Raw genomic sequence first — 21,618 nt, forward strand, 5'->3', positions numbered from 1 at the left:
CGAATACGGACAACAGGATCAGCGGCAGACAACGTCTGCTCCGTCGGTTGCCATGGTGCAGGATGGAGACGGGACGGCCACCCTTTGGGTTGCCGGTACCGTCGCGCCGTTTGGCGTCGTCGTTGCGGCATAACCATCGGAGGATCGTCCCGTGGCAGAAGAATAGCCGTTGCCGAAAGGCGAAGGTACGCGGGGACCACGCGGCTCAAGCTGCGGCGGTGCGCCCGGCGCCGTCACAGGCTGAGCGGCCGGCTGGACACGACGTACCTGAACTCGCGGCGCATAGGACGTCGTCTGCCGCGGCGGCAGCGTCTGGACCATCGGCTCGGCAGAGGCCGGACGCGGATAGATCGGTGCGCCGGTGGTGCCGACCGCGGAATTGAACTCGCGATTTGCACCGTAAGGGTTCCAGCCGAGCGCATCGACCGATGCGTTGATCGTAAAGTTGTACATGACCGAAAGGAGCTTTGCTTCGGTGGCATTCGCCTCGCAGGTTCGCAGGCGGATCTGGATCACGCCGTAGTTGGCGAATGGCGTGCCCTGGTCGCGGGTGCGGATCTGTTGCCAGGCATAAAGGCACAGATCGGAGCCTCTGCCGCGCCCGAAAGCATATCCGAATGGACCATAGGCGTTCTGCACATAGAACTGTGATTTAGCCATCGCCACACGCGGCAGGGACTGGCGCATTTCAGATGAGATGCGTCCTTCGGTGATCGACGACATGCCCAGACTATTGTCGGCCTGGCTGTAGGCGCTCTCTGTACCAAAGAGCTGGACCTTCAGCATGTTCTGTCCGGGTGTGGATGCGTTGGTCGCCAGATGGATGTCCTGGCTGATGGCATTGTTGAAACGTCGTTCGATAATGTTGACGACCGCGGGTCCCCCTGGCGGTGGCATGACCATGGCCTGTTCCGGCGGAACGCTCTTTATGAAGGCTTCGGATTGGATCGGCTTTCCTGCGCATCCGGTGAGGCTGAGCGCTGCAAATCCTATGGAGGCCGTGATAGCAGCACGGCGACCGCTCCATCCCGGCTGCAAAGTCATAAAGTGTCCGTCCGTCATCAAAATCCAGTCCTGGGGCAGACACGCATTACTCATTGCCCGCTTTCTGCGAGGGTCACCGGGCAGCCATTTGTGGAATGCCTGCCGGTTCGAGTCACTTTTGTGTATTCATGATTTCTTATTTACTTACGAAATCTAAATTGTTCGTTAACTATATGCCCTCATTCTTTAACCAATTGCTGTCAGATGTGGGCTTGTGTGCACGAGCCGAAATGATTTGGATGGACAGGGACCGGGGTGCAAATGCGGTTTTCGCTGATCTCTTTAGCTGCTTTCGGCATGGCCGCAGCGGCATTGATCGCTTACAAACAGGCGTCTGACGTCGATTTCAACGAGATCACCGGTTCGTTGACTGCTGCTGATTCGTTTTATGCAGGCACAGACGTGAACCGCACGAACCGATTGCAGTCGCAATCTCCGACCGTGGCGCCAGCCGATCAGCGCGCCGGACGCCCGCCACTGGTAATTGCACAATCACAGCAGACTGCCCCGGCTTCGGAGCCGAGTGCGCAGATTTCGCAGCAGTTCCCGAATCAGTCTCAGACGCAGCCGCCAGCACAAGCGCAGTCGAGGCCGGGCACTCAGCCGTCAGCCTCGGCTCCGCAGGTCGATGAAAGCGCGCTCCGCTATTTTGCCGCCCGAGGCGATACAGCCCGTCTACAGGCCGAAATCTCCCGTCTTCGAGCTCTCTATCCCAACTGGACACCTCCGGCCGATCCGCTGGCCGCACGACCGACGACAGATCCGCAGTTGGACAACATGTGGCAGCTCTACGCACAGGCGCGCTATGCCGATGTGCGCAAGGCAATCTCCGATCGCCAGGCCGCCGAGCCGAGCTGGCAGCCGCCTGCCGATCTTCTAGACAGGTTGAAGCTTGCCGAGGCTCGCACCCGGCTGACGGCGGCATCCGATGCCAAGACCTATGACGAGGTCATTCGCATCGCTGCGGAAAACCCGACGCTTCTGACCTGCAGCGAAGTCGATGTCTTGTGGCGTCTTGCCGAAGCCTTTGCCGATACCGACCGCAAGCCGCGGGCGCGTGATGCCTATCTGTACGTGCTCAGCAACTGCGACAATCCTTCGGAGCGGATGGCCACGGTCCAGAAGGCGAGCGAATTGCTGGCGCCGGACATGATCGAGGAACTGCTGTCGAAGGAACGGACCGGCGCGGACGGGCAGCCCGAATTCGAAAGCCTGCGTGATGATCTGGCCCGCCGTTTGGTGGGCGACGGCAATACCGATCCCAAGCTCGTCGTCGCCGACAAATATCTGACGCGGCTGGAACGTCTGGCCGAAAAGGATGAACTGGCGTCCGATGCGCTTCTGCTCGGCTGGTATCATTATCGCCGCGACAATCTCGGCGGCGCCGAGCGTTGGTTCCGCAAGGCCTTCACCAAGGAAGAGACCGCCTCTGCAGCTGAAGGCCTGGCTCTCACCCTGACACGCCAGAATTCTCCGCTCGAAGCCGAAAACGTGCTCTACAAATGGCGTGACACGTCGCCCGGCTCCAAGGCCGCCTATATGGCCGCCGTCGCCAACCTTCTCGCCATCGATCCTCCGCCGATCTTGCAGGAGGAAGTGCTGTCGCGCATGGCGCCTGTCGTCATCGAAGCGAAGGATGCAGCCGCGGCCCAGCAGTTCGGATGGTATGCGCGTTACATGCGCCAGCCGGCGACGGCTGCTCAATGGTTTGCCGCAGCGCTCACATGGAAGCCGGATGACGAGCCTTCCGCCTATGGTCTGGTCCTGAGCCGTAACGATCTCGGCGACAGGGCCGGTGTCGCGGCGATCCAGCGCACCTGGGCCGGCAGGTCCGACCGCATCGCCAATCTCGGTGAGGACGATCGCCGTCGTATGCAGGGGCAGGATTATCTCTCGCAGCTTACGCCGCCGCAGCAACAGCAGACGCAACCCTATCCTGCGCAGCAGATGCAGCAATATCCGGTGCAGCAGCAACTACAGCCGCAGCCGCGCCAGCAGGCTTACTACCCGCAACCCTCAAACCAGCAGCCTTATGCCGCTCAGCCTGAACCGGCCACTCAGGCTTACCGGCCTGTGCCCGTCGAAAGGCCCGCACCGCGTGTGTCACGCGCTACACCTGCCCGCAGTGCTCCAGTCAACAGGGGGTGCGCCTCTACCGTCGACCCTCGCCAACTTTCGCCGGATCAGGCTCTCGCCCGCGGCTGGTGCCTGATGGATCTCAACCGGCCGCTCGAAGCAGCGCAGGCATTCGATGTCGCGACCATGGCTTCCTCTCAGGCCGCCCGTTCCGATGCCGCCTACGGCAAGAGCCTCGCTTATCTGCGTGTCGGCCTGACTGACAAGGCGGCTGCCGCCGCAACGATCGCACCGCAGAACAATACCCGCGCCGTCGAACTGCAGGCATCCATCCTTGCCGACAGGGCCGTCAATTCGTTCAAGTCGGCCCGCTACCGGGAGACGCTGATCGCGCTCGATCAGCGGGCGCAGATCGTGCCCGAACAGACCGATCTGATGAGCCTGCGCGGATACGCCCTGCTCAACATAGGCAGGCAGGCGGAAGCGCTGCGTATCTTCCAGGCCTTGGCCGATCTCGGCAACAAGGATGGCCTGAGAGCGATTGCCGATCTTACAACCAAGAACAATTGAGCCGATGAAACCTCTGCTTGCAGTCTTTGCCGGACGGTGTTCCGATACCGTGGTTTCAATGGCCGTTTTGTAGCAAAACGGCCGATATCTACTGTCCATTAACCTTCGGGCAAGGAATTAACCATACAAATTGGACTATACGGCAAATGGGACGACTGCGGTCTGCTCACCAAGGCATGAAGCCGCCAAGGCCGTACCGGTTTGAATCCGGTATCCGCTCAAGAAAAGTCAGGAAAACTGCGGTGACCGCGTTCGCACGGCACGGGATCATGTCCTGTGTGCCAAGGCATTCATTGTCCATCTCCAGTCCCTGACCCGCATGGCTTCTCTCACGCCGAATTCTCGGTTTGTGTGGTTTTTGGGGACGACTTTTGGTGCAGGACACGCCAAGCGAACAGGTTCGACGTCGCCAGGCAGGCAGCCTTGGCGAGAGACTGGCATTCGCCGGTCTCGACGGCGATCTGTGCGATCTGCTCCGCCGGTGTCGCCCACAGCTCGAAGGCCATCTGAAGAACGGTCTGCGCGATCTCTTTCAACGCTTGCAGTCCTCTCCCGAAGCCTCCAGCCATTTCGAAACCGAACAGCAGGTCGACCGTCTCAACGATCTTCAGGCGTCCCACTGGGCGGTGCTGACCGACGCTCGCTTCGATGCGCTTTATGCAGATCGCGTCAAGGTTCTGTCGGATACTGAAAGCCGCATGGGTCTCGACCCGCGCTGGCATATCGCCGGCCATTCGGTGATGCTCGAACATCTGGTACTCGGCGCTGTCGAGGATTTTGCGCCGCGCTCCTTCCTTCCCGGTGCCCGCCGGCGCGAACAGGAACTGCGCGATCTCATCGCCGCCATCCTGCGCCTGGTCATGGTCGATGTCGAAATCGCCGTTTCGCTCCGTTTCAATGAACAGAGACAGAAGCACCAGCGCGCTCTTGCCGACCAGCGCTCCGCCGATCAGGCCGAAGCGGTCGACACCTTTGCCGCCGTCATTGGCGCGCTCGCCGAGCGTGATCTGACAGCCGCCCTGCCGAATGACGTGCCGGAAGCCTATCGTGAACTGGCCGAACTTCTGTCAAGCGCGATCGGCGGCATGCGCAACTCGGTCGGCGTGATCGACAATGCCGGAATGCAGGCGATCGGTCTGACGGATGCCATGGCACGCAACGCCTCGACATTCGCGGCCGCTTCGGAAGAGCAGGCGCGCCGGGCACAATCAGTGCATAACGACCTTTATCAGCTTTCCGCACTCGTCAAGGAAAGCGTTGCCGGAACGTCGGCTGCCGAAAGCGCTGCCGTTGCGACACGCCGTTCCGTCGAAGAAAGCGGTGAGATCGTTGGCCGCGCAATCAGCGCCATGACCGATATCGAGAATTCGGCCGAAAAGATCGGTGAGATCATCGGTGTCATCGACGAGATCGCCTTCCAGACCAATCTTCTCGCGCTCAATGCTGGCATCGAAGCGGCGCGCGCCGGCGATAGCGGCCGCGGTTTTGCCGTCGTCGCGCAGGAGGTGAGGGCGCTTGCCCAGCGTTCCGCCGATGCGGCCCGCGAAATCAAGACACTGGTCACCGGTACCAAATCGCAGGTCGGGGCCGGTGTCGACATGGTTCACCGCACCCAGGCGGCGATAGGCGGCATCGTCCAGCAGGTCGGCGAGATCAACGATGCGATCACCGGCGTCGCCCGCCGCACGGTCGAACAGGCCGACGGGCTGAACCGCGTCACCTCGGAGATCGGGTCGCTCAGCCACGAGATCGGTGCAAATGCGAGCTTCGCACGCAATACCGGTGAAAGCGCCGATGAGCTGCACACCGTCATTCTCGAACTGGGCCGCACGGTGCGCGAATTCCGCATTGCCCGCCAGCAGGGTTTCGAGCGCGACGTCCAGAATACCCACGATGGCAGGCGCCCGGCAGTTCAGCCGGTTGGCGCATTGTCCGACCGACATCACGCATTGGCTGAGGCCGAGGCGCAACCCTTTTACAAACGGCAAGGAATACGCTGATGGCAGCAAAGAAGGCCGCATCCGGAAAACTGGCTCTCTCGGCAGTTCTCGACCTCAATGAAGCATCGGTGCTGCACGGCAAGCTCATGTCCATGCGCGGCAAGGATATCGTGATCGATGCCTCTGCGGTGGAGCGTGTCGGCGTGCAATGCGCCCAGGTTCTGGTTGCCGGTGCCACAGCATGGCAGGCCGACAAGAAGTCATTCCTCGTCGAGAAGGCATCAGATGCCTTTGAAAAGACGATGGCGCTGATTGGAATCAGCGAAACCCAGTTAATTGCTAAGGAGATCTAGCAATGAAGAAAAAAGTACTGACCGTGGATGATTCACGGACGATCCGGAACATGCTTCTGGTGACCCTCAACAATGCCGGTTTCGAAACGATCCAGGCAGAAGACGGCGTCGAGGGCCTTGAGGTTCTCGAAGGCTGCGAGCCGGATGTCATCGTTACCGACATCAACATGCCGCGCCTCGATGGCTTCGGTTTCATCGAAGGCGTGCGCCGCAACGAGAAATACCGCGCCATCCCGATCCTGGTTCTGACCACGGAAAGCGATGCCGAAAAGAAGAACCGTGCGCGCCAGGCCGGCGCGACCGGCTGGATCGTCAAGCCCTTCGATCCGGCAAAACTCATTGATGCGATCGAGCGTGTAACCGCCTGAACCGGGAATTCTTCCGATGGATATGAACGAAATCAAAGAGATCTTTTTTCAGGAATGCGAAGAGCAGCTCGCTGAACTGGAATCCGGTCTTCTCAAGCTGAACGATGGGGATCGCGATCCCGAGACGGTCAACGCCGTTTTCCGCGCCGTTCATTCCATCAAGGGTGGTGCCGGTGCATTCGGTCTGGAAGAGCTCGTGGCCTTTGCCCACGTCTTCGAGACCACGCTGGACTGCGTGCGCTCCAACAAGCTGGAGCCGAACCAGGATGTCCTGAAGGTCATGCTCAAGTCGGCCGACGTGCTCGCCGACCTCGTGACCTGCTCGCGTGATGGCGGCAGCGTCGAGGAAAGCCGTACGCGTGGACTGGTGAAGGAACTGGAGGCTCTGGCCAACGGCGAAGCTCTGCCGGCCGCCGAGGCACCGAAGGCTGCAAAGCCCGTTGCTGCTGCTCCTGCAAAGCCGACTGACGACAGCGGTTTCCAGCCGATCCCCTTCACCTTCGACGGTTTCGGCGAAGAAGAGAACGTGGTCGAACAGTTCACCTACGAAGTTACCTTCAAGCCGACGCGTGAACTCTATTCCAAGGGCAACGAAGCGGCACTTCTGCTGCGCGATCTTTCCCGCTTCGGCGAGATGGGCATTGCCTGCGACATGGATCAGCTTCCCGCACTGGAAAACATGGATCCGGAAGCATCCTATTTCGGCTGGAAGATCTCCATCACCACGCCGAAATCCGAGGAAGAAGTCCGCGCGGTCTTCGAATTCGCCGAGTGGGATTGCGAGCTGGAGGTCAAGCCGGCCGAAGCATCCGAAGGCGAAGAGCTGCCGATGATCCCGGTACCTTTCGATCTCTCTGCACTGGACGACGAGCCGGCCGAGCCGACCCCGCAGACCGAGACCGCTGCGACGGAAGAGGCTTCCGCGAACGTCGTCAAGGCCGTCAACGCTGCCGTCGAAAAGAAGGAAAGCGCTGCCGCCGCAGCCGCCGCGGCTGCTGCTGCCACCCAGAACAACGCCGCAGCCGCTGCATCTTCGGCCGGCCAGACGATCCGCGTCGATCTCGATCGCGTCGACCGCCTGATCAACCTCGTTGGCGAGCTCGTTATCAACCAGGCGATGCTCTCGCAGAGTGTTATCGAGAACGACAATAACGGCGTGTCCTCGATCAACATGGGTCTGGAAGAGCTGCAGCAGCTCACCCGCGAAATCCAGGACTCGGTCATGGCGATTCGCGCGCAGCCGGTCAAACCGGTCTTCCAGCGCATGTCGCGTATCGTCCGCGAAGTGGCCGACATGGTCGGCAAGCAGATCCGCCTCGTCACCGAAGGCGAAAACACAGAAGTCGACAAGACGGTCATCGACAAGATCGCCGAGCCGCTCACCCACATGATCCGCAATGCCGTCGACCACGGCATCGAAAGCCCGGAAAAGCGAGAAGCCGCCGGCAAGGATCCGGAAGGCACGATCAAGCTTTCCGCAAAGCATCGTTCGGGCCGCATCCTCATCGAACTGCAGGACGATGGCGGCGGTATCAACCGCGAGCGTGTCAAGCAGAAGGCGATCGACAACGACCTCATCAGCCCCGATGCGAACCTTTCGGATGAAGAAATCGACAACCTGATCTTCGCGCCGGGCTTCTCCACCGCCGACAAGATCTCCGACATCTCCGGCCGCGGCGTCGGCATGGACGTCGTCAAGCGTTCGATCCAGGCACTTGGTGGTCGTATCTCGATCTCCTCGCGCCCGGGCCTCGGTTCGACCTTCACCATGAGCCTGCCGCTGACGCTCGCCGTCCTTGACGGCATGGTCGTTACCGTCGCCGGCCAGACCCTGGTCGTGCCGCTGACGGCGATCGTCGAAACGCTCCAGCCGGAAGCCTCCGCCATTCACTCCTTTGGCGCGAACCAGCGGCTCATCTCGATCCGCAACTCGTTCTGCCCGCTGGTCGATGTCGGTCGCATCCTCAACTTCCGCACCAACCAGGCCAATCCGGTCGATGGCGTCGCGCTTCTGGTCGAATCCGAAGGCGGTGGCCAGCGCGCCCTGATGGTCGATGCGATCCAGGGCCAGCGCCAGGTCGTCATCAAGTCGCTCGAGGCTAACTACACCCACGTTCCGGGTATCGCTGCCGCAACCATCCTCGGCGACGGACGCGTCGCGCTCATCCTCGACGTCGATGCGGTCGTCGGTGCTTCTCGCGGTCAGTCGCTGAAGCCTGAAATGTCGCTCGCAGCAGCAGGATAACCTGGGTCATGAGCGTATCTTATGCCGTAAAGTCTCTGTCGCAGGGTGCCCGGGAGCTTATTGCCTTCCGTATCGGCGATCAGGAATTTTGCGTGAACATCATGTCCGTCCGCGAAATCCGCGGATGGACCCAGGCCACGCCGATGCCGCATGCGCCCGCCTATGTCAGGGGCGTGATCAACCTGCGCGGTGCGGTTTTGCCGATCATCGACATGTCGGCCCGGCTCGGCATGAAGGAAACGGAACCGACCCAGCGCCACGTGATCATCGTCGCTCAGGTGAAGAGCAAGGTCGTCGGCCTGCTGGTCGAGGCCGTTTCCGATATCCTTACGATTACCGACGATAATATACAGCCGGTTCCGGAAGTATCCTCGGACCTGGAGAAGCAATACGCAAGGGGCATCCTGGCCATCGACAAGCGAATGATCTGCTTGATCGAGCTGGAAGCCCTCTTCCCCGAGAAAGCTCACGACAAGGAAAGTGAAGCTGCATGATGCCGTTGGGCGCGCTTGATAGCCGGCAGTCGCCGGATGAGGTATTGGCGAGTGGAGAATATCCGCTGAAGCGCCGTGATCTCTCCGAAATCGCTGCAATGATCTATGCCGATGCCGGAATCTATCTCAACGATTCCAAGGCTTCTCTTGTCTATTCGCGTCTCTCCAAGCATATCCGCAATCTGGGCTTGAGAGGTTTTCGCGAATATTGCGAGCTCGTCTCATCGCCGGAAGGCGCAGCTGTTCGTCGCGAGATGCTGTCGCATCTGACCACGAATTTCACTCGCTTCTTCCGCGAGAACCATCATTTCGAACATCTGCGTGACGAAGTCCTGCCGGGCCTTATCAACCGTGCCAAGAGCGGCGGACGTGTGCGCATCTGGTCGGCTGCCTGCTCGGATGGGCAAGAACCCTATTCGATCGCGCTTACCGTACTCGCGATGTTCCCGAACGCCGCCGATTACGATTTCCGTATTCTGGCGACCGATATCGATCCCAAGATCCTCGAAACCGCGCGAGCCGGTGCCTATGACGAGAACGCTCTTGAGAGCATTTCGCCGGCCATGCGCAAGCAATGGTTCCGCGACGTCGATATCAACGGCCGCCGCAAGTGCCAGATTGACGATCGCGTCAAGAAGCTGATCACCTTCAACGAACTGAACCTGATGGCTCAGTGGCCATTCAAGGGCGGTTTTGACGTTATCTTCTGCCGCAACGTGGTCATCTATTTCGATGAACCGACGCAGATGAAGATTTGGTCCCGTTTCGCATCGCTGCTTCCAGATGCCGGTCACCTCTATATCGGCCATTCCGAGCGCGTGTCGGGTGATGCGAAGCATCTCTTCGACAATATCGGGATCACCACCTATCGCTATATCGGAAAGCATGCAGGGAGGAAGGCATGAGCGCGCCCGCACGCGTCCTCGTCGTGGACGACAGTCCCACTATGCGGGGCCTGATCACCGCTGTGCTGAATTCCGATCCGGACGTTAGCGTTATCGGTCAGGCCGGCGATGCCATGGAGGCGCGTGCCGCAATCAAGCAGCTGAATCCGGACGTCGTCACGCTCGATATCGAAATGCCGAACATGAACGGCCTCGAGTTCCTCGAAAAGATCATGCGCCTGCGGCCGATGCCGGTCATCATGGTCTCGACGATGACGCATCACGGCGCCAACGCGACGCTGGCAGCACTTGAGATCGGCGCCTTCGATTGCGTCGGCAAGCCTGCTCCGGGCGAACGCCGTCCGTTCATGGATCTTGCCGAAAAGGTCAAGGCGGCTGCCCGCTCGGGCCGCAGGTTTACGGCAACATCAGCGCCGGCTCCGGTCGCACCGCCAATGTCGGTTCATGAATACCGTGTGGGACGCAAAGTTGTCGCGATCGGATCTTCTACCGGTGGTGTGGAAGCGCTGATTACGGTGCTGCAAAAGTTCCCGCAGAACTGCCCGCCGACAGTAATCACTCAACATATGCCTCCGACGTTTACGAAAAGTTTTGCAGAACGTCTTAATCGTATCTGCGCTCCTGTAGTGGAAGAAGCGACCGATGGCGCGCGCCTGGAGATCGGCAAGATCTATCTCGCGCCCGGTGGTGAACGACACATGCAGGTGGCAAATCCGTCAGCGCCATGCTGCCGGCTGATCGAAAAGGAACCCGTCAACGGCCATAGGCCGTCGGTCGATGTACTCTTCGATTCAGTTGCGGAATTGGCCGGCCGCAACGCGGTTGGCGTCATTCTGACCGGCATGGGGCGCGACGGGGCTTCCGGACTTCTGAAGATGCGCGGCGCCGGCGCACGCACTATCGGACAGAACGAGAAGACCTGTGTGGTCTATGGGATGCCGAGGGTTGCCTATGAACTGGGTGCCGTCGAGCAGCAGTTGCCCCTGGGCTCCATTGGAGAAGAAGTTTTGAAATTAACTGCCGCCCGAAAAGAAGGTACCGAATAAATGTCTCTCGCTGAAAAAATCAAAGTTCTGATTGTCGACGATCAGGTTACCAGCCGCCTGCTGCTCAGCGATGCTCTGACACAGCTCGGCTTCAAGCAGATCACCTCCGCCGGCGATGGCGTTCAGGGCATGAAGATCATGTCCGAACAGCCGCATCACCTGGTCATTTCCGACTTCAACATGCCGAACATGGACGGCATTGGTTTCCTGCAGGCCGTTCGCTCGAACCCGGCAACCAAAAAGGCAGCCTTCATCATCCTGACGGCTCAGGGCGATCGCGCTCTGGTTCAGAAGGCAGCCCAGCTCGGCGCCAACAACGTTCTCGCCAAGCCGTTCACCATCGAAAAGATGAAGGCCGCTATCGAGGCGGTGTTCGGAGCCCTAAAATGAATGATGCTATCGCGTCCAGGCGCGTCCATATCATCCAGGGAGAGTACAAGGTCATTGACGACCCTGACGTCGTCCTGTCGACGATACTTGGATCGTGCGTGGCCGCGTGTCTTCGTGATCCAGTCGCCGGTGTCGGCGGCATGAACCACTTCCTGTTGCCTGGCTCGGGCGGGGCCATGGCATCGGGAGGTGATGCGACGCGCTATGGCGTGCATCTGATGGAGTTGTTGATCAACGGTCTCCTGAAGAAGGGCGCCCGGCGCGACCGGCTGGAGGCAAAGGTCTTCGGCGGCGCAAAAACGATCGCAAGCTTCTCGAATGTCGGCGAACAGAACGCAGCCTTTGCCATGCAGTTCCTGAGGGACGAAGGCATTCAGGTTGTCGGCTCGTCGACCGGCGGAGAGCACGGAAGAAAGCTTGAATATTGGCCCGTCCACGGACGTGCCAGACAATACCCGCTGACGGGCGCGGAAACGCAAAGAACAGTTGCGCTTGAACAGCGCCCTGTCCGCACGCCACCCAAGCCAGTCGACAACGCTATCGAATTCTTCTGATCGTCACCTCAATTCATATTCTGGAATGGCCATGAACGACATTGTTACGCCGCAGATCTCTGCCCTCGAGGAGGCTTTGCCGGATGTTCTGATGCGGCTGGTTTCCGAATTGCACGATGTTGCATATCTGATCGAGCGGGTGGAGCCGCAAATTCTCGAAGTGGGCGGAGAGAATGTATTGCAGTCGCCCGACACGATGAAGATCTTGCAGGGCATCGATCTTGCCGTGCAGAAAACGCGCGGTCTGGCTGAATTCATCGATACCATCACGGGATCCATTCCCAATGAGTGGAAGGTGGATGTTTCCACGGCGCTCAGCCTCGTCAAGCTGGCAGACATGCAGAGATCTCTGGCGAACGGCATGCGGCATGGTCACTCGCAGCCGCTGACCAAGGCAGCAGGCGACTTCGACTTCTTCTGATCTTGTAGGCTGACGCGCTGCTCGCAAACTTTCGCGTCTGCACCCCCACATTCCAAATTGCCGAAACGCTCGCACAAGCTTCGCCTCATAGGGTGCGCCTGGGCAGTAGCTCTATAACCGTGTTCGGCGATGTGGGAACAGAATGAATCTGTTAGCTCAATTTTCACAAATTTCTAGAAATCTGGCATCTCTCGGTCAGACAAAACTTATTGCTTTGGCCGCTGCAGGTGCGATTTCAATCGCGATCGTCATTGCCGCCGCGATGTTTGTTAATAAGCCTGCCTACGAGACACTCTACGTGAACCTTGAGTCCAGCGATCTCAATCAGGTCAGCATGGCACTTGCAGAAGCCAACCTGGCTTTTGAAGTCGGTTCCGACGGCAAAAGCATCCAGGTTCCGGTCGGCAGCACCAGCAAGGCGCGTCTGCTGTTGGCGGAACGCGGGCTGCCAAACAGTTCCAACGCAGGTTATGAACTCTTCGACAATGTCGGCTCGCTCGGCCTGACGTCCTTCATGCAGGAAGTTACGCGCGTCCGCGCGCTTGAAGGCGAAATTTCCCGATCGATTCAGCAGATCAGCGGCGTCTCCGCCGCCCGCGTCCACATCGTCATGCCCGATGTCGGAAACTTCCGGCGCGCACAACAGAAGCCGACGGCCTCGGTGATGATCCGTGCGGGATCGTCGACCGGCCGCAAGGCCGCATCTTCAATTCGTCACCTTGTCGCTTCGGCCGTTCCCGGGCTCGACGTCGAGGACGTAACGATTCTCGATTCCACCGGCCAGTTGCTTGCTTCGGGCGACGACGGTGGCAACAATCAGATCAACCGCTCGCTTGGCATCGTCCAGTCTGTACAGTCCGAAATCGAGACCAATATCGACAAGGCTCTCGCGCCGTTCCTCGGCATGGACAATTTCCGCTCCAGCGTCACGGCCGCCCTGAACACGGATAGCCAGCAGACCCAGGAGACCGTTTACGATCCGAATTCACGTGTAGAGCGTTCGGTCCGCGCGACGCGTGAAAACGCGCAGTCGCAGCAGTCGGCTGACGACAACGCATCGACAGTCGAGCAGAATGTTCCCCAGGCGGCACCTGACCAGGGTGGCAATAACGGGCCGAAGTCTTCCGACAAGTCCGACAAGCGTGAAGAGCAGACCAACTACGAAATCAACCAGAAGACCATTGCCACGACGCGCAACAGCTATCTGATTGAAAAAGTGTCGGTTGCCGTTGTGGTCAACAGGGGCCGTATCGCTCAGATGGTCGGAGAACCTGCCGATCAGGCCAAGATTGACGCCTACCTCGCCGAGATGCAGAAGATCGTGACCTCTGCCGCCGGCATCAGTCCGGATCGTGGCGACGTGATTACCCTCACGGCCATGGACTTCCTCGAAAGCCAGTTGCTTGAAGAAACCGCTACCGGCCCGAGCGTCACGGAAGTTCTTACTCGCAACCTCGGCGGCATCATCAACTCGCTGGCTTTCCTCGGTGTCGCGTTCCTGGTTATCTGGCTTGGCCTGCGCCCTCTGGTTCACACGGTTTCCGGTACGAGCGCATCGGGAGAAACGATCGGCGAAGGTGCCGGCCTGGAACTGCCCGATTTCTCTCCGGCCGGCGGCAGCCCCGCTCTTATGGACGGTTTCGGCGCAGACTTCGGTTTCGATGGCAGCAACGACCTCATGGGCGACGACGAAGGCGATGGCTTCAACCGCCGCGTCAAGGAAGGCCCGGAAAAACGTCTTGCCCGCATGGTCGAGATTTCCGAAGAGCGTGCAGCGAAAATCCTCCGCAAGTGGGCCTTCGAAAAAGCAGCCTAAGGGTAGATCACGGAAACATGATGCAAAGGGTCGGATGCAAATCCGGCCTTTTTTGCGGAAATTGGAACCAATTCGTCTGCGTCACTTTAACTTAAGATGTGACACTCCGGCAGCATCTGGGGAAATTCGCCCAGCACATGATGGCAATTGTGTGGGCTTCTCTTAAACTGACCGTGATTCGTCGGCGGTTTCATAACCCCTCAGCAAGGGGTGCAGCGGGTGTCGGTAACAGGAACTCGGATAGGCTTCTTCAGGCGAGGTCTTAATCGACGCAGCAGGAGCAGATAACGAATGGAGTTATCGGGCATGGATGTATCGGCGCAAGGACGCCCTATTCCGGAGAATGATCGCACTCCAGTAATGTCTCGTAATGAGTTGGTGCGCCGCCTTTCCGCCTTGGCCGGTTCGGAAAATCTGCAGGTGATCATGCGATTGCTCGCCGATCACGTCGGGGCGTCCCATTTTCTGCTTGCTCGTTACGATCTCATCCAGGAACAGGGTCTCGATTTCATCGTGACCTCGAACTGGCCCTTCGATCTCGTTCGTCGTCTCGGCTCTGAATTGGCCAGTGCCTACACGCGGTCGACGGAGCTTGAAAAATGTTTCGCCGTTCTGACACCGAGCTTTGCGCTTTTGCCGGACGAAATTGTCCTGCCTGAAAAATTGAGCCGCCAGTATTGCGCCCTGACCTTTTCGGTCGGCCGCACACGTTTTTCCTTGATGCTTCTGTTTGTCGAGGGCGTCATTCTTTCGCAGGAACATCTACGCGAAATTGGGCTTCTTGCCGCCTATGGCGCAAGCTTTGTCGAAAGCGTGGAATCCCGCACCGAACGTGATTTCGAGCTGACCGAACGAGAACTGGAATGCCTTTTCTGGATCGCCGAAGGCAAGACCAGCGACGAGATTGCGGTCATACTCGGAATTTCGAGAAATACCATCAACAACTACATCACTAGCGTGATGCGCAAGACTGCTACCAAGACCCGCTCCGAGGCGATCGCCTACGCGGTTCGCAACAATCTGGTATAGAGGGCGGCAACGGAATGGGCTATTCGCGAGGCGGCACCGCTGACGGACCGGGGAGCGTTCAACATCTCCGCTTGCAGCGTGGATCAAGCAGATCGGATATCTTTCCGAAACTCGTCGCCATGCAGAAAAGCCTCAAGGCTCGTAATTTTGCTGTTTTCCGGATCTCGGGAGCCGGGCTTCCGAATAAGCGAAAGCTGGTATGCGAACTGGAGAACTGGGGACCGAACGCGGTTGAAAACAGCAACCGGCTTCTCGGAGAGTTTGAAGAGACATTGCTCGATCATGTCGAGATGTCGCTTCTCCCTCTGGTATGGAGTGGAAATGGTTCCGGCAGCACCATAGATGCCGGCGAGTTCACACCGCTTATCCGGCGACTTGAGAGCGCTGTGCTGCCATTTTCGGGCGTTGTTTTCCCCGTGCGCTTGGGTGCTCTCGGGAACGGTTACGTTGCGTTCTTCGCCGAGCATCTCACGCTTGATGCGGGATCCGTGATAGATCAGCATGTGGAAAGCTGCCAGATCATGATGGATTTGCTGGCATTGGACGAGCGGCGCAACGTACCGGCGGAATCGCTCAGTGAGCGGGAAATTGCCTGCCTGCAATTGGCGGGCGATGGTCGCATCAGCGAAGAGATTGCCGAAAAGCTCGGCCTTTCGGTCCACACCGTAAATGCCTATCTCGGTTCGGCGACGATCAAGCTCGATTCCGTCAACCGTATCCAGGCGATCGCAAAGGCGATCAGGCTCGGCTACATCACCTGATTCTTCTGCCGCTATCGCCGGCCGCGTTTTGCTCTTGCCGCATAGACACGATGGATAAGTTCGGCAACGGCCTTGTAGAAGGGCGGCGGGATAACGCCATCGACGGTGACCTGCGCGAACATCGAACGCGCCAGGGGTGGATCCTCGAAGATTGGGATATTGTTCTGCTGCGCCACTTCGCGGATCTTCAACGCGACCAGATCCTGACCTTTCGCGACCACGATCGGAGCTTCGTTTTCTCCCTGGGCATAACGGAGTGCCACCGCATAGTGAGTAGGATTGGTGATCACGAGCGTGGCGCGAGGAACATTGGTCATCATCCGCCGCCGTGCGCGATCGCGGCCGATGGAGCGGATGCGGGCCTTGATCAGCGGATCGCCCTGTGACTGCTTGAATTCGTCCTTCACTTCCTGCTTGGTCATTCGCATGTTCGAATACCAGTGATGGCGCGTCCACATGTAGTCGGCGATGGCAAGAATGCCGGTCGCAAACAGGATTACGATCATGATTTTCTTCATGATCGCCATCATCTCGACGAGCATCACCTGGGGATCGGAGAAGAGGGCATCGAGCGAGCGGAAATAATCGCTGCGCAGAACCAGAACCATCACGACGGAGACGACGATGATCTTGAACATCGACTTGCCGAATTCGACCAGTCCCGCCATGCTGAAAAGGCGCTGCCATCCCTTTACCGGCGATATCCGGTTGAACTGGGGCGTGATACGCTTCAGTACGAATTCAGGCATGTGCTGGGCAAAATTGGACCCCAGTCCGAATATGATGAACAGAACCGCCACCGGAAGCAGCATCGCGCTCGCATCCCACATCAGGCGGACAAACAGCGAAACGAGATCGTTGGCGGTCTGCATTCGCCATTGATCCGGCTGTTCAAGCAAATCGCGCAATGTTTCCGCTAGCCTGGCTGCACCCGTCGGAAGGAAGAAGACCAGGTAGATATAGAAGGCGAGAGAGGACGCGAAGATAGGGACTTCGCGTGACGAGGGAGTATTACCCTCGGCCATCGCGTCCCGGATTTTTTTCTCTGTCGGGTCTTCTGTTTTACTGTCCTTGTCCTGATCGTCGGACACGAGCGCCTTCCTGACGGCCCTGGAGCAGACCCCGAAACCTGCAGTCGTTCCCCGCAAAGGGATGCTGCAGAAACCTATAACGATGCATCGATAGGAAACCCTAGGTTTCCGCACCGATACGCAAGCGGTCATCAGACATTATTCATGGGATCGAAAAGGGGCAATCGTTAAGCCCCGGCGGTATCGCGGTTATCAACAGCGGCCGATATGGTGCCGCGCGCCGAACCGGGCGCGCGGGATTGGTGTCACGGCCTCGTTCAGGCCGCCGCTCCCTCTGCCTGGGCTTCGGGATCCTTGAGGATGATCTGGCCCGAATTGGCGAGACGCAACGCTTCCTGTGCGATGGCGCGGCGTGCAATCGCGATTTCGCGCGGATTGGTGCCGGGCATCTCGACCTGCAGATCGGATTCGATCATGCGGCGAGAACGCGGGCTGATCGACGACAGGACACTTTCGCGCAGCTGCGCGGAAGAGGTTCTGAGCGCCATCGTCAGCACTTCGCCGGAAATGTCGTTCAAGAGCAGCACGCGGCTGCGCTGCGGCATGAGGAGAATATCCTCGAAGAGGAAGATCTTCGGACGAACCTTTGCGACGGCATCCTGGCTGATCTCCTCGAGAGAATTGAGCAGCGTATCGACGTCGGGCTTGGTCAGTTCGTTCATCAGTTCCGCGACCTTCATCGGGCCGACGGAGTTCTTCTCGCGTTCGATCTCGGTAATCAGGTCGACGACCTTGTTCTCGATGATCTGCGCCGCCTTCGGGTTGACGTTCTTCAGGTTCACCGTGCGGTTCATGATGTCCGCGCGCTGGCCGTCGGGCAGTTTCAGCAGCACCTTTGCACCGAAACCGGACGGCAGCATCGAAAGGATGTAGGCCACGGTCTGAGGATGTTCGCGCATAAGGAAAGTTGCGATGAAATCGGGATCGGCTTCCTGCAACCGGTCCCAGATGGACTCTTCGTAAGACTGGAAAGCCATACGTCGACCGAGAAGGCTGTCGACTTCTTCCGGGGTAAGGCCAGCCTCGAGAATGCTCTCGATGACCTTGGCGTTGTCCATAAGGCCTGCACCTTCGGTGAACAGGTCCTCAAATTCGTTGACGAGCTGTGCAAGTTCATTCGGCGGAATGGTGCGCAATGTTTGCGCCGCGGCGATGATCGCCTGCAGTTCTGCCTGGGTGAAAAATTTGAGCAGCTTTCCGGCGACATTCTTTCCCATGGCGAGCAGCACTGCTGCTGCCTTTTCCGCCTGGGAAAGAGGTTTGTCTGTCAATGCCCCGCCGAAGTCTTCAAAGTCCATCATGGTCTTTTTCCTCTTTGCTTCCGACTTCCTGGATCAGGAAGTTTTGGAGCTCATGACTTCAATGAGCTTCACACCGAAGCGGGTGTCGTCGTCTTCGAGAACCGTGATCTCACCACGGGCAATGCGACGCCCGTTGACGGTGATATCGACCGGTTCGCCGATCTTCTTGTCGAGCGCCACGACGGCACCTTCCTGAAGGTTCATCAGATTCGACACCGAAATGCGACTGGTTCCGAGCACAACATGAACATCGATGGGGATATCCATGATGAGATCGAGGTTGCTGTTAAGCCCCGAGCCAGCAGTCGGCTTGCTTTCGGGCATGGAGTAGTCGAAATCGCTGCTCCCGCCGAAATCGCTGCTTGCCCCGAAGTCGTTGTCACCGCCAAAATCGCTGGTGGTGGCAACATCGCCGAATGAAGGCAATTCGGAGTTCGTTTCGCCGCCGGCCGGAAAGTCGAAGCCGAAACTGTCGTCAGCTGCCGGCGCCGTACCGTCGGCATCGTGTTTCATCACGCCACGGAGTTCGTTGACCGCATTGTCGAAATCGAAGTCCGAATCCGATGGGTTCAGTTCATTTTCTTCCGTCGAAGCTGTCTTCTTTGTCGCCATGAAATTAGCATTCCCGTTCCAAATCTATCGACTATCGGTGTTTTTCCACCAAGCCCCGGAGGTCCGCTGCCCTAGCCAAGCAGATGTTTCAAAATGTCGTTTTCGTTGCTCACATTGTCCTTGACGCGGACGGTGTAGTTCTCGCCGCTTCTGCCGAACTCGCAGTTATACATCTCGCGGCCATTGGCACTGACATCGACGATGATCTCTTCCTTGTCCCGGAAGGCAATCACGTCGCCTGCCACAAGCTTGGAAATCGTCTCGAGTGTCAGGGACTCAAGGGAAATCTTGGCTTCCAGCGTTACCCGTGACCGGCGAACTTGCTCGGACATGCTTTCCGACCAGGCATCCTGCTCACGGGAGAAGTCACCCTTCGATTTCGGCAGTGTAATGGTCGTCTTGAGCAGATATTTCTGCGGGATGACGAGGAAGAATTCGGAAGCGATCTTGCCTAGCTTCAGCTCGACCCGGATGGACATGGCGAAGGGATCGGCCTCTTCGTCTTCCAGCATCGGCCTTGCATCGGCATTGTGAGGCCTCTCGATCGTCGTTTCGAAGCCGCCCGGTGCGTTCACACCGGAACGCAATACCTGAGCTATCTTGTCGAAGACCATCGTCGAAAGATCCAGCTCGATCTGTGATAGAGCCCGGCGCGGCGGTTGGAAAATCGAATCCGGCGTTGCGCCGAGCATGTTTTCCATCAGCGTGATGACGAAGGCATTGTCGCAGGCGATGACGAATTTCGGGCACCAGTTGCGCAAGGTTGCATCGGCCAGCACGACATTATCGCCCAGCCTGCCAACCAGCTCGCTCATCAGGCCGGATCTGTATCCAGCGAAGATAACTTCGACCGAAAGCCCGAGTTCGCTCTGCAGCACGTCCGGAAGGAAGCTCTGGTAGAGAGTACCGAAATCCTGGGCCAGACGCTCCAGCGTTTTCTGGTCGCCGAGCGAACCCGTCAGGCGGGCCAGGAGTGCCCGCTCCATGGCTGGCTGTGCTTGCGAAGCTTGGTTGTTGCTGGTCATTGTCGTTAAGCCGCCTTCGTGTCGCCGCCGGGCTTCATCATTTCCTGCTCGACCGAGTCGATCGACGGACGGTCGGAGGAGGAGATCGTCTTGCGGCCGTACTCAAGCGCCACCTGCGGTACCGAGCCGTTCATGTAGGCAAGCAGGGTCTGCTTGACGATAATGTAAAGCCGGTGCTGCTTGGTGCGCACGATCTTGATCTGCGAGACGATCGGGTTGCACAGGCAGTAGGAAAGGAAGATGCCGAGCATCGTGCCGACGAGAGCCGCGCCGATCAGGCCGCCGAGTACCTCGGGAGATTCGTTGATATGGCTCATCGCCTTGATGACGCCGAGAACCGCCGCGATGATGCCGAGCGCTGGGAAGGCGTCGCCCATCAGCTGGATCGAATGATACGGCTTCAGGCGATCATGAAGGATCGTCTCGATCTCTTCGTCCATCAACGCTTCGATCTCGTGGGAGCGTGCGTTGCCGATGATGATCAGTCGGACATAGTCGCAGATGAAGGAGGTAAGTTCGGTATCCTTCAGAACCGATGGCGCTGACTGGAATATCGGCGATTCTGCGGGATTGTCGATATGCGCTTCGATCTCGTTACGTGATTTGGTGCGCAGGTCGCGCATCAACGAATAAAGCACGCCGAGCACTTCGAGATAGGCCCGCTCCTTGGGAACGGCATTCTTGAAGATCTCGCCGATCGCCTTGCCGGAATCCTTAAGCACCTTCATCGGGTTCGCCATGATGAAGCTGCCGACGCCCGCACCACCGATAACGACCAGTTCGAACGGCTGCATGAGGAGCGCGACATGCCCGCCCATAGCCATGTAGCCGCCAATGATACAGCCGACCGTGATGACAAATCCGATAATAAGATTCATTGTAAGCTCGTATCCAACGCTTGTCCTAGACTAAACCGATAAGGCAGCTGCCTTGCGTGAGACTGTTGTAGTTCGCGGGGCGATGCGACCGAATGGCCTCGAACGCCGCTGAGGAGATCCGGCGCAGCTATTCGCCATAGACCTTGCCTGCCGAGGTCACGATTTCCCATTTGCCATTGCGTTGCCGCAAGCCTGCCAGACGCGAGCTATCCGGAAGCTTCGAGCCGATCTGGACGAGAAAAATGCCGTTGCCGTTTTCGATCAGTGCGCGGCCGTTGGCGACATGCAGCAGCTTGAATTCAGTGCCGCCGGGAAACGCCTGATCTTCGAAGCCGCCTGCATCCGATCCGTTACCGGATGGCGTCGACGGTATTGCAGCGGTGGTCAGCCGGTCGGTTTCCATCTCGCGCAGAAGTGCGCGCTCGACTTCGTCCTGCTGCGGATCGCGCATTGCGCCGATGCCGGCCTCACCGGCTGGACGCGCGTGGCGAACGTCGCGAAGCCCTTCCCAGCCGGCTACGTTGACCCCGAATTTCTCCTGGTTGAAGAAGACATACCAGGGGAAGGCGGCGCACAACATCGAAAATCCGACCAGCGAGGCGACAAGCCAGCGGTCGATCGGCTTGTCTAAAGTCGTTGCCGGCCCTGAAGCTTGATGCCTGCCGGATCTGGTTTTACCAAAGAGCCTGGTTTTCATGC

Annotated in this window: 21 protein-coding genes; 14 read left to right on the forward strand and 7 right to left on the reverse strand. The window is 58.7% G+C overall.

Going from position 1 to position 21,618, the window contains the following annotated elements:
• Nucleotides 1-18 precede the first annotated feature (18 nt).
• A complete protein-coding gene (gene bcsN, locus MRBLMR1_RS15565; protein WP_183684942.1) occupies nucleotides 19-1,044 on the reverse strand; it encodes a cellulose biosynthesis protein BcsN in 1,026 nt (341 codons plus the stop codon).
• Nucleotides 1,045-1,305: 261 nt separating this feature from the next.
• On the opposite strand from bcsN, the gene MRBLMR1_RS15570 reads away from it, so the two are divergent.
• The 14 genes from MRBLMR1_RS15570 (at nucleotide 1,306) to visR (ending at nucleotide 16,012) form a co-directional block, all read left to right on the forward strand.
• The gene (locus MRBLMR1_RS15570; RefSeq protein WP_148144415.1) at nucleotides 1,306-3,690 is read left to right on the forward strand and encodes a cellulose synthase; all 2,385 of its coding nucleotides are present in this window, start codon (nucleotides 1,306-1,308) and stop codon (nucleotides 3,688-3,690) included.
• 371 nt (nucleotides 3,691-4,061) lie between these two features.
• The gene (locus MRBLMR1_RS15575; protein WP_148144414.1) at nucleotides 4,062-5,690 is read left to right on the forward strand and encodes a globin-coupled sensor protein; all 1,629 of its coding nucleotides are present in this window, start codon (nucleotides 4,062-4,064) and stop codon (nucleotides 5,688-5,690) included.
• On the forward strand, nucleotides 5,690-5,983 hold the full coding sequence (locus tag MRBLMR1_RS15580) for an STAS domain-containing protein (RefSeq protein ID WP_148144413.1): 294 nt from the start codon (nucleotides 5,690-5,692) through the stop codon (nucleotides 5,981-5,983). Before MRBLMR1_RS15575 ends, MRBLMR1_RS15580 begins: the two co-directional genes overlap by 1 nt.
• A gap of 2 nt (nucleotides 5,984-5,985) precedes the next feature.
• Nucleotides 5,986-6,351 carry a chemotaxis response regulator CheY1 gene (gene cheY1 / locus MRBLMR1_RS15585; RefSeq protein ID WP_119938787.1) on the forward strand — a complete coding sequence of 122 codons (366 nt, stop codon included), beginning with the start codon at nucleotides 5,986-5,988 and terminating at the stop codon, nucleotides 6,349-6,351.
• 16 nt (nucleotides 6,352-6,367) lie between these two features.
• Nucleotides 6,368-8,596: a chemotaxis protein CheA gene (locus tag MRBLMR1_RS15590; protein WP_148144412.1), complete on the forward strand. Its 2,229-nt coding sequence runs from the start codon at nucleotides 6,368-6,370 to the stop codon at nucleotides 8,594-8,596.
• An 8-nt stretch (nucleotides 8,597-8,604) separates the two neighbouring features.
• Nucleotides 8,605-9,090: a chemotaxis protein CheW gene (locus MRBLMR1_RS15595; protein WP_148144411.1), complete on the forward strand. Its 486-nt coding sequence runs from the start codon at nucleotides 8,605-8,607 to the stop codon at nucleotides 9,088-9,090.
• Nucleotides 9,087-9,995: a protein-glutamate O-methyltransferase CheR gene (cheR, locus tag MRBLMR1_RS15600; RefSeq protein ID WP_148144410.1), complete on the forward strand. Its 909-nt coding sequence runs from the start codon at nucleotides 9,087-9,089 to the stop codon at nucleotides 9,993-9,995. The genes MRBLMR1_RS15595 and cheR overlap by 4 nt, the downstream gene beginning before the upstream one ends.
• Nucleotides 9,992-11,041, forward strand: coding sequence for a protein-glutamate O-methylesterase CheB (cheB, locus tag MRBLMR1_RS15605; protein WP_183684943.1), 1,050 nt, complete (start codon nucleotides 9,992-9,994; stop codon nucleotides 11,039-11,041). Before cheR ends, cheB begins: the two co-directional genes overlap by 4 nt.
• A complete protein-coding gene (locus MRBLMR1_RS15610; protein ID WP_112508324.1) occupies nucleotides 11,042-11,431 on the forward strand; it encodes a response regulator in 390 nt (129 codons plus the stop codon). It begins immediately after the preceding gene.
• Nucleotides 11,428-11,985 (forward strand): chemoreceptor glutamine deamidase CheD, encoded by a 558-nt coding sequence (gene cheD / locus MRBLMR1_RS15615; protein ID WP_148144408.1) that lies wholly within the window; start codon nucleotides 11,428-11,430, stop codon nucleotides 11,983-11,985. The genes MRBLMR1_RS15610 and cheD overlap by 4 nt, the downstream gene beginning before the upstream one ends.
• A 31-nt stretch (nucleotides 11,986-12,016) precedes the next feature.
• A complete protein-coding gene (gene cheT, locus MRBLMR1_RS15620; protein WP_148144407.1) occupies nucleotides 12,017-12,406 on the forward strand; it encodes a chemotaxis protein CheT in 390 nt (129 codons plus the stop codon).
• 142 nt (nucleotides 12,407-12,548) lie between these two features.
• Nucleotides 12,549-14,222: a flagellar basal-body MS-ring/collar protein FliF gene (fliF, locus tag MRBLMR1_RS15625; RefSeq protein ID WP_148144406.1), complete on the forward strand. Its 1,674-nt coding sequence runs from the start codon at nucleotides 12,549-12,551 to the stop codon at nucleotides 14,220-14,222.
• A gap of 306 nt (nucleotides 14,223-14,528) precedes the next feature.
• Nucleotides 14,529-15,251, forward strand: a complete 723-nt coding sequence (gene visN, locus MRBLMR1_RS15630) for a transcriptional regulator VisN (protein WP_246435964.1) — start codon at nucleotides 14,529-14,531, stop codon at nucleotides 15,249-15,251.
• A 14-nt stretch (nucleotides 15,252-15,265) separates the two neighbouring features.
• Entirely contained in the window at nucleotides 15,266-16,012 is a 747-nt protein-coding gene (visR, locus tag MRBLMR1_RS15635) for a transcriptional regulator VisR (protein WP_148144404.1), read from the forward strand.
• An 11-nt stretch (nucleotides 16,013-16,023) separates the two neighbouring features.
• Here the strand turns inward: visR and flhB are convergent, their stop codons facing one another.
• The 6 genes from flhB to MRBLMR1_RS15665 all read right to left on the reverse strand — a co-directional run bounded on the left by flhB (nucleotide 16,024) and on the right by MRBLMR1_RS15665 (nucleotide 21,616).
• Nucleotides 16,024-17,103, reverse strand: a complete 1,080-nt coding sequence (gene flhB / locus MRBLMR1_RS15640; RefSeq protein ID WP_183823321.1) for a flagellar biosynthesis protein FlhB — start codon at nucleotides 17,101-17,103, stop codon at nucleotides 16,024-16,026.
• 257 nt (nucleotides 17,104-17,360) lie between these two features.
• Nucleotides 17,361-18,404, reverse strand: coding sequence for a flagellar motor switch protein FliG (gene fliG / locus MRBLMR1_RS15645; RefSeq protein ID WP_148144402.1), 1,044 nt, complete (start codon nucleotides 18,402-18,404; stop codon nucleotides 17,361-17,363).
• 33 nt (nucleotides 18,405-18,437) lie between these two features.
• Entirely contained in the window at nucleotides 18,438-19,016 is a 579-nt protein-coding gene (fliN, locus tag MRBLMR1_RS15650; protein ID WP_148144401.1) for a flagellar motor switch protein FliN, read from the reverse strand.
• Between the two features lie 71 nt (nucleotides 19,017-19,087).
• A complete protein-coding gene (locus MRBLMR1_RS15655; protein ID WP_148144400.1) occupies nucleotides 19,088-20,041 on the reverse strand; it encodes a FliM/FliN family flagellar motor switch protein in 954 nt (317 codons plus the stop codon).
• Nucleotides 20,042-20,046: 5 nt separating this feature from the next.
• Entirely contained in the window at nucleotides 20,047-20,919 is an 873-nt protein-coding gene (motA, locus tag MRBLMR1_RS15660; RefSeq protein ID WP_148144399.1) for a flagellar motor stator protein MotA, read from the reverse strand.
• A 127-nt stretch (nucleotides 20,920-21,046) separates the two neighbouring features.
• The gene (locus MRBLMR1_RS15665) at nucleotides 21,047-21,616 is read right to left on the reverse strand and encodes a hypothetical protein (protein ID WP_148144398.1); all 570 of its coding nucleotides are present in this window, start codon (nucleotides 21,614-21,616) and stop codon (nucleotides 21,047-21,049) included.
• Between the last annotated feature and the right edge of the window lie 2 nt (nucleotides 21,617-21,618).

Origin of the sequence: Neorhizobium sp. LMR1-1-1.1 (assembly GCF_040675795.1) — a bacterium.
Classification (GTDB): domain Bacteria; phylum Pseudomonadota; class Alphaproteobacteria; order Rhizobiales; family Rhizobiaceae; genus Neorhizobium; species Neorhizobium cellulosilyticum.

What these genes read in the sequence shown, in the direction of transcription:
- MRBLMR1_RS15665 (WP_148144398.1), bottom strand. Translation starts at nt 21,616, where the DNA reads ATGAAAACCAGGCTCTTTGGTAAAACCAGATCCGGCAGGCATCAAGCT.
- cheB (WP_183684943.1), top strand. Translation starts at nt 9,992, where the DNA reads ATGAGCGCGCCCGCACGCGTCCTCGTCGTGGACGACAGTCCCACTATG.
- MRBLMR1_RS15655 (WP_148144400.1), bottom strand. Translation starts at nt 20,041, where the DNA reads ATGACCAGCAACAACCAAGCTTCGCAAGCACAGCCAGCCATGGAGCGG.
- fliG (WP_148144402.1), bottom strand. Translation starts at nt 18,404, where the DNA reads ATGATGGACTTTGAAGACTTCGGCGGGGCATTGACAGACAAACCTCTT.
- bcsN (WP_183684942.1), bottom strand. Translation starts at nt 1,044, where the DNA reads ATGACTTTGCAGCCGGGATGGAGCGGTCGCCGTGCTGCTATCACGGCC.
- MRBLMR1_RS15595 (WP_148144411.1), top strand. Translation starts at nt 8,605, where the DNA reads ATGAGCGTATCTTATGCCGTAAAGTCTCTGTCGCAGGGTGCCCGGGAG.
- visN (WP_246435964.1), top strand. Translation starts at nt 14,529, where the DNA reads ATGGATGTATCGGCGCAAGGACGCCCTATTCCGGAGAATGATCGCACT.
- visR (WP_148144404.1), top strand. Translation starts at nt 15,266, where the DNA reads ATGGGCTATTCGCGAGGCGGCACCGCTGACGGACCGGGGAGCGTTCAA.
- cheD (WP_148144408.1), top strand. Translation starts at nt 11,428, where the DNA reads ATGAATGATGCTATCGCGTCCAGGCGCGTCCATATCATCCAGGGAGAG.
- motA (WP_148144399.1), bottom strand. Translation starts at nt 20,919, where the DNA reads ATGAATCTTATTATCGGATTTGTCATCACGGTCGGCTGTATCATTGGC.
- MRBLMR1_RS15590 (WP_148144412.1), top strand. Translation starts at nt 6,368, where the DNA reads ATGGATATGAACGAAATCAAAGAGATCTTTTTTCAGGAATGCGAAGAG.
- MRBLMR1_RS15580 (WP_148144413.1), top strand. Translation starts at nt 5,690, where the DNA reads ATGGCAGCAAAGAAGGCCGCATCCGGAAAACTGGCTCTCTCGGCAGTT.
- fliF (WP_148144406.1), top strand. Translation starts at nt 12,549, where the DNA reads ATGAATCTGTTAGCTCAATTTTCACAAATTTCTAGAAATCTGGCATCT.
- MRBLMR1_RS15610 (WP_112508324.1), top strand. Translation starts at nt 11,042, where the DNA reads ATGTCTCTCGCTGAAAAAATCAAAGTTCTGATTGTCGACGATCAGGTT.
- cheY1 (WP_119938787.1), top strand. Translation starts at nt 5,986, where the DNA reads ATGAAGAAAAAAGTACTGACCGTGGATGATTCACGGACGATCCGGAAC.
- MRBLMR1_RS15570 (WP_148144415.1), top strand. Translation starts at nt 1,306, where the DNA reads ATGCGGTTTTCGCTGATCTCTTTAGCTGCTTTCGGCATGGCCGCAGCG.
- fliN (WP_148144401.1), bottom strand. Translation starts at nt 19,016, where the DNA reads ATGGCGACAAAGAAGACAGCTTCGACGGAAGAAAATGAACTGAACCCA.
- cheR (WP_148144410.1), top strand. Translation starts at nt 9,087, where the DNA reads ATGATGCCGTTGGGCGCGCTTGATAGCCGGCAGTCGCCGGATGAGGTA.
- cheT (WP_148144407.1), top strand. Translation starts at nt 12,017, where the DNA reads ATGAACGACATTGTTACGCCGCAGATCTCTGCCCTCGAGGAGGCTTTG.